Here is a 6,572-nt window from a genome sequence, read left to right on the forward strand (position 1 = left end):
AAAGATCCAAGTACTATATCAGAAGAGTTAATATCATATTCTTTTGCATGGATGTCTATGTTTGCTGCTTCATATGTTTTTGGAAAAAGAGATCATATGCGTATGGTATTCTTTGTTGAGAAATTTAGTAAAAAAGAGCAAATATATATAGGAATTTTATCTGAAATAGTAATATTATTATTTGCTTTTGGAGTTTTAGTTTGCGGAGGAAAAGCAATAACAGAGTTAACTATGACTCAAATATCTCCAGCTTTAAGAATTTCAATGGGATATGTGTATTCTGTACTTCCAACTTGTGGTGTTATAACTTCAATATACAGTATTTTAAATATAAAAGATTTGTTAAATAAATTAAAAGAGGAGGTATAATAAAATGGTAATGACAACAGCCTTTATAATGTTTGCCGTTTTAATAGTAACTTTACTATTGGGATTTCCAATTGCTATAAGTATAGGAGTATCTTCTATATTAGCTATACTTCCATCATTAGTATTTGACAATACCTTAGTAACAGGAGCTCAAAGAATTTTTTCAGGGATATCTAACTTTACTTTAATAGCGATTCCATTCTTTATATTAGCAGGGAATATAATGAACCAAGGTGGAATAGCTAAAAAACTTGTTGCTTTTGCACAATCTTTAACAGGAAGAATTCCAGGATCATTAATGCAAACAAATATATTAGCAAATATGATGTTTGGAGCAATTTCTGGATCAGCAACAGCTGCTTGTGCTGCAATGGGAGGAATTTTACTTCCAATGGAAGAGGAAGAAGGATATGATAAAAGATTGGGGGCAACAGCAAATATAGCCAGTGCTCCAACAGGACTTTTAATACCACCTTCTAACTCTTTAATAGTTTATTCTCTTGTAAGTGGTGGAACATCAGTTGCTGCCTTATTTATGGCAGGATATATTCCAGGAATCTTATGGGGAGTAGGTTGTATGGCTTTAACTCTTTATTTATGTAAAACTAAAGGGATGAAGGGATCAAATAACTTTAAATTAAAAGTTGTATTAGTTACTTTTATAGATGCTTTACCATCTTTAGCTTTAATAATAATAGTTATAGGTGGAATAATAGAAGGTATATTTACTCCAACAGAAGGATCAATAGTTGCAGTTGTTTATACTTTATTATTATCAATGTTATTCTATAGAACTATAAACTTTAAGCAATTAGTAAATATCTTTGCTGAAAGTGCTAAAATGACAGGAATAATTGTATTCTTAATTGGAGTTTCAACTATAATGTCTTGGGTAATGGCATTTACAGGTGTACCTCAAGCAATATCAGATCTTATTTTAGGTCTAACAAGTAATAAATATTTAATTTTATTATTAATGAACTTATTGCTATTATTTATAGGAACATTTATGGACGTAACTCCAGCAATATTAATTTTTACTCCAATCTTTTTACCAATAGTAAAATCATTTGGAATGAGCCCAGTACAATTTGGAATAATAATAGTTTTCAACTTATGTATTGGAAACATAACTCCACCAGTAGGAAATACTTTGTTCGTTGGAGTTAAAGTAGGAAAATTAAAAATAGAGGATGTAATGTCACAATTAATAAAATATTATGGTGTAATAATATTAGTATTAATGCTAGTTACATATATACCAGCTATATCTATGTACCTACCACAACTAGGTGGATTTGTAAAGTAATAACAAAATAGGATGAGATAAACGTTAAAATAAAAAGCTTGATTAGCAAATTAATCAAGCTTTTTTTGTTATTTAAATTATGGTTGAAATATTCAAAGATTCAAGTTCTCTAGAAATACAAATGGAATGTTCTTTTAGTAGAGTTTTTATTTTATCTAGATGTTCATCAGATGCTCTAAAAATAGGAAGACTAATTCCAAGTGCAGCAACAATATTTTTATTTAAAATAATAGGAACAGCAATACATTGAGCATCGGAAGTTATTTCTCCAATTTCTTCACAGTAACCTTTTTTCTTTGAGTCATAAATAATTTTTATAAGAGTATCTCTATCTGAAATGGTATTTTCTGTAAATTTAATTAAATTCTTAGAATAAAGTTTTTCTATTTCAGTGTTTGAGTATTTCCAAAGTAAAGCTCGTCCTAATCCTGTGCAATAAAGAGGTAAGTTACTTCCAATAGAAGACATTAATTTAATAGGATGAGAAGATTCGACTTTTGTTATATATAAAACTTTATCATTGTGATTAATTCCTAGTTGGCAAGTTTCATTACATTCATTTACAATTGTTCTCATATGATCTTTTATAAGAGTTAAACCATTTAAATTATTTAAATATGTTTGTCCGATTTGAAAAGAAGTTAAACCAATATTATATTTTTGAGAATTTGGATTAAAAATTAAAATCTCCAACTCGACAAGAGTTTTTAAAATTGGTGAAAGGGTGCTTTTTGGAATATTAATTAATTTTGAAATATTTGAAAGAGTTAAGGTATTTGGATTTTTTGAAATAATACTTAAAATACTGATAACTCTTTCAGTAGGTTTGTGTAGATTCATATTTTTTCCTCGTTATCTTTAATATTAAAAATATGATAACAGAAAATCAAAAAAAGATCTATAAAAAAAATAAAAAAAATATTTTTTTTATTTAAGTGAACTATTTTAATACTTAAAAGTTTAATAATGACTTTTAAGGAAGAAATAAAGACTTGACAACGTAATATCAATGTAGTATATTTATATTGTACTTAAATACGAATACGTTCTTAAATAAGAACAAAAATTTAAAAGGGGGGCTTTATGAAAAAGACATTATTTGTAGGAAGTTTAGTAATTATGGGAATATTTGCAGGATGTGGAAAAGAAAAAGGTGGAGAAACAGCAGGAACAGTGAAAACACAAATTTTAAAAGTTGCTTTTAACCAGTCAGAAAAACATCCACAGTATAAGGCTTTAGAAAACTTTAGTAAAAATTTAGAAGAGCAAACAAAAGGAGCTTATAAATTAGAGATATCACCAAATGAATTATTAGGGGATCAAAGAGCAACAGCAGAATTAGTTCAAAATGGAGTAATTCAAATGTCAGTTGTGGGAAATCCAGTTGTAGAAAGTTTTAATAAGGATTTTGCAGTAATTGGATTACCTTATTTATATGATAGTTTAGAACATCAGAAAAAAGTATTTACATCAGATGTATTAAATCCATTATTTAAATCAGTATCAGCAAATGGATTTGAAGTAATAGGAGCATTTACAGCAGGAGCTAGATGTTTATATACAGATAAACCAATGACAAAACCAGAAGACTTAAAAGGATATAAATTTAGAGTAATGCAATCAGATACAATGAAAAAAATGGTTGATTACATGGGTGGAATAGGAACTCCAATGGGACAAGGAGAAGTTTACACAGCAGTTCAACAAGGTGTAATTGAAGGTGGAGAAAATAATGAAGTTACTTATGTTGATTTAAAACACTATGAAATAGCGCCATATTTCTCATATACTAATCATTTAATGGTTCCAGATTTAATTATAATTAATGAAAAGTTATATAATGGAATGACTCCAGAAAATAGAAAAATATTTGATGATTTAATGAAACAAACTATAGCTGAAGAATTTACAGTATGGGGAGAAAATGTAGAGCAAGCTAAAAAAATAGCAACAGAGAATGGAGCTAAATTTATAGAAGTAGATATAAAACCATTCCAAGAAAGAGTTAAACCTTTACAAGAAGAAGTTGCTAATAGATCAGATATGACTAAAAAAATATATAAAGATGTTAGAGATTTAGCTAAATAATTCTAAGGAGATAAAGGATGGAGAAACTAAAAAATGGTTTGGATAGAATCATAGAAATATTTTGTATTATAATAATGGGAATAATGACAATTTTAGTTACTTGGCAAGTTATTACAAGATATGTTTTTAATAACCCTAGTATTTTTACAGAACAAACAGCACAATATTTGTTTGTATGGCTAGTTATGTACGGCTCTGCCTATGTTTTCGGGAAGAGAGAACATATGCAAATTTCTTTTGTCAGAGATTTAACTAAAGGGAATATTAGAAAAATTATAGATATTTTTCAGGAAATTATAATAAGTATTTTTGTTATTATGGTTATGATATATGGTGGATATTATTCAGCATTAAGACAAATGGTGCAGGTTGATGCTGCATTACAAATTCCGATGGGAGTTGTTTATTCAGCTATTCCTATCAGTGGAGTTTTTGTAATATTCTATGCAATATATAATATCAAAAAAATTATTTTAGGACAGAGCGAGAAATAAAGGAGAAAGTTAATTATGGATTTAGCAATACAAGTAGGAATGATAATATTTGTCACATTAGCTATATTTTTAGCCTTAGGAGTTCCAATAAGTATTAGTATCGGACTTTCTTCAACAATGGCAATGTTATTAATATTACCTTTTGATGGGGCTATGGTAACTTCAGCTCAGAGGGTATTTATAGGAACAAATTCTTTTTCGTTATTAGCAATACCATTTTTTATATTAGCTGGGAATATAATGAATACAGGTGGAATAGCTATAAGATTAATAAATTGTGCTAAACTTTTTGGAAGAAGATTTTATGGACCATTGGCTCAAGCTAATGTAGTAGCAAATATGTTATTTGGAGCTATTAGTGGTTCTGGAGTGGCAGCAGCGGCAGCAGTAGGAGGAACAATTTCTCCAATTGAAGAGAAAGAGGGATATGACAAAAAATATAGTGCAGCAGTGAATATATCATCAGCACCAACAGGGATGTTAATTCCTCCTAGTAATACTTTGATAGTATATTCAACAGTTGCAGGTAGTGTTTCAATATCAGCATTATTTATTGCTGGTTATATACCTGGAATTTTGTGGGGATTAGGTATAATGATTATAGCTGGTTTAATGGCGAAAAAATTAAAATATAAATCAGAAGATAATATGAGTAAAAGTCAGATGATAAAGATAGTTTTGGATGCAGTTCCAAGCTTATTATTAGTAGTAATTGTGATAGGAGGAATTTTAAGAGGGATATTTACAGCAACTGAAGGGTCAGCAATAGCAGTTGTGTATTCACTAATATTATCATTTATTTATAAGGAAATGAAATTAAGTGATTTACCTAAGATATTTTTAAGTTCAGCTCAAATGACAGCAATAGTAATATTTATGATTGGTGTTTCTTCAATTATGTCTTGGGTAATGGCTTTTGCACATATTCCTCAAAGAATAGCTGAGCTACTTTTGGGAGTTACAGATAGTAAGATTATAATATTAATAATTATGAATATTCTATTATTAATAATAGGGACATTCATGGATCCTACTCCAGCAGTATTAATATTTACTCCAATATTTTTACCAATAGTTGAAAAGTTTGGGATGACACCAGTTCATTTTGGGATAATGTTGGTATTTAATTTATGCATAGGAACTATAACACCACCAGTTGGTCCAATATTATTTACAGGATGTAAGGTTGGAAATGTAACAATAGAAGAGGTATTTAAATGGTTATTACCATTTTATTTAGTGACTATTTTAATATTATTTGCAGTTACTTTTATACCAAGTCTTTCATTGTTTTTACCACAATTATTTGGTTTAATCAAATAATTAAATTTAGAATGTGTGCTTAGGAGGAAAAATGGAAATTCGTTATGCTTCAAGTAATAAAGATGCTAAAAGTTATGATACAAAAAGATTAAGAGAAGAATACTTAATTCAAGATTTATTTACAATCGACAATATAAAACTAGTTTATTCTCACTATGATAGAATAATAGTTGGTGGAGTTTATCCAGTAACAAAAGGATTAAAATTAGAAGGCGGTAAGGAATTAGGCTCTAGTTTCTTTTTAGAAAGAAGAGAACTAGGAGTAATTAATGTAGGAGGACCAGGTAAAATGATCCTAGATAAGGTTGAGTATGAAATAAATAATAAAGATGCTATATATATTGGAATGGGAGTTGAAGAAATTGAATTTTTATCAATAGACCCTAAGAATCCAGCGAAATTTTATTTAAATTCAGCTCCAGCCCATCATAAATATCCAACAATAAAAATAGGATTAGAAGATGCAAGAAAAGTAAAGTTAGGAAGTACAAAAACTTCAAATAAAAGAACAATAAATCAATATATTCATCCAGACGTTTGCCAATCATGCCAATTAGTAATGGGAATGACAATGTTGGAAGATGGTTCTACATGGAATAGTATGCCTTGTCATACACATGATAGAAGAATGGAAGTTTATTTTTATTTTGATATGGATGAAGATACAAGAATTTTTCATTTGATGGGAGAACCAACAGAGACAAGACATATTGTTATGAAAAAAGATGAGGCAGTTATATCACCTTCTTGGTCAATTCATAGTGGAGTTGGGACTGCAAGTTATACTTTTATTTGGGGAATGGTTGGAGAAAATCAAATATTTACAGATATGGATCATGTTTCAATGGAAATTTTAAGATAAATTTGGAGGAAATAAAATGAATGAGATGTTAGACAAATTCTCAATGAATTTCTTTTCATTAGAGGGAAAAGTAGCGATTGTAACTGGTGGAAATACTGGATTAGGACAAGCATATGTTGTAGCTTTA

At 28.8% G+C, this 6,572-nt stretch carries 7 protein-coding genes; 6 read left to right on the forward strand and 1 reads right to left on the reverse strand.

The features are described 5' to 3' along the window. Together Q1J48_RS06830 and Q1J48_RS06835 are read left to right on the forward strand one after the other, a co-directional pair. Positions 1–369 (forward strand): TRAP transporter small permease (locus Q1J48_RS06830; RefSeq protein WP_300362166.1); only part of this gene is annotated, 369 nt, incomplete at its 5' end. Positions 370–373: 4 nt separating this feature from the next. Next, positions 374–1,678, forward strand: a complete 1,305-nt coding sequence (locus Q1J48_RS06835; protein WP_300330054.1) for a TRAP transporter large permease — start codon at positions 374–376, stop codon at positions 1,676–1,678. Positions 1,679–1,750: 72 nt separating this feature from the next. Here Q1J48_RS06835 and Q1J48_RS06840 read toward each other — a convergent pair whose 3' ends face one another. Continuing rightward, the gene (locus tag Q1J48_RS06840; protein WP_300362169.1) at positions 1,751–2,518 is read right to left on the reverse strand and encodes an IclR family transcriptional regulator; all 768 of its coding nucleotides are present in this window, start codon (positions 2,516–2,518) and stop codon (positions 1,751–1,753) included. A gap of 243 nt (positions 2,519–2,761) precedes the next feature. Between Q1J48_RS06840 and Q1J48_RS06845 the strand changes: the two genes are divergently transcribed. Genes Q1J48_RS06845 through kduI form a run of 4 tightly spaced genes read left to right on the forward strand, consistent with a single transcriptional unit; the run spans position 2,762 to position 6,445 of the window. Further along, on the forward strand, positions 2,762–3,766 hold the full coding sequence (locus tag Q1J48_RS06845; RefSeq protein ID WP_300362172.1) for a TRAP transporter substrate-binding protein: 1,005 nt from the start codon (positions 2,762–2,764) through the stop codon (positions 3,764–3,766). Between the two features lie 17 nt (positions 3,767–3,783). Then, positions 3,784–4,260 (forward strand): TRAP transporter small permease, encoded by a 477-nt coding sequence (locus Q1J48_RS06850; protein WP_300362174.1) that lies wholly within the window; start codon positions 3,784–3,786, stop codon positions 4,258–4,260. 15 nt (positions 4,261–4,275) lie between these two features. Further along, positions 4,276–5,583, forward strand: coding sequence for a TRAP transporter large permease (locus Q1J48_RS06855; RefSeq protein ID WP_300362177.1), 1,308 nt, complete (start codon positions 4,276–4,278; stop codon positions 5,581–5,583). 31 nt (positions 5,584–5,614) lie between these two features. After that, positions 5,615–6,445: a 5-dehydro-4-deoxy-D-glucuronate isomerase gene (gene kduI / locus Q1J48_RS06860; RefSeq protein ID WP_300362179.1), complete on the forward strand. Its 831-nt coding sequence runs from the start codon at positions 5,615–5,617 to the stop codon at positions 6,443–6,445. Positions 6,446–6,572 lie beyond the last annotated feature (127 nt).

It is taken from the genome of Fusobacterium sp., assembly GCF_029258315.1.
Lineage (GTDB): Bacteria > Fusobacteriota > Fusobacteriia > Fusobacteriales > Fusobacteriaceae > Fusobacterium_B.

Excerpts from the sequence above, each read along its gene's own strand:
- Q1J48_RS06835 (WP_300330054.1), top strand. The coding sequence starts at position 374 with ATGGTAATGACAACAGCCTTTATAATGTTTGCCGTTTTAATAGTAACT.
- Q1J48_RS06840 (WP_300362169.1), bottom strand. The coding sequence starts at position 2,518 with ATGAATCTACACAAACCTACTGAAAGAGTTATCAGTATTTTAAGTATT.
- Q1J48_RS06855 (WP_300362177.1), top strand. The coding sequence starts at position 4,276 with ATGGATTTAGCAATACAAGTAGGAATGATAATATTTGTCACATTAGCT.
- Q1J48_RS06845 (WP_300362172.1), top strand. The coding sequence starts at position 2,762 with ATGAAAAAGACATTATTTGTAGGAAGTTTAGTAATTATGGGAATATTT.
- Q1J48_RS06850 (WP_300362174.1), top strand. The coding sequence starts at position 3,784 with ATGGAGAAACTAAAAAATGGTTTGGATAGAATCATAGAAATATTTTGT.
- kduI (WP_300362179.1), top strand. The coding sequence starts at position 5,615 with ATGGAAATTCGTTATGCTTCAAGTAATAAAGATGCTAAAAGTTATGAT.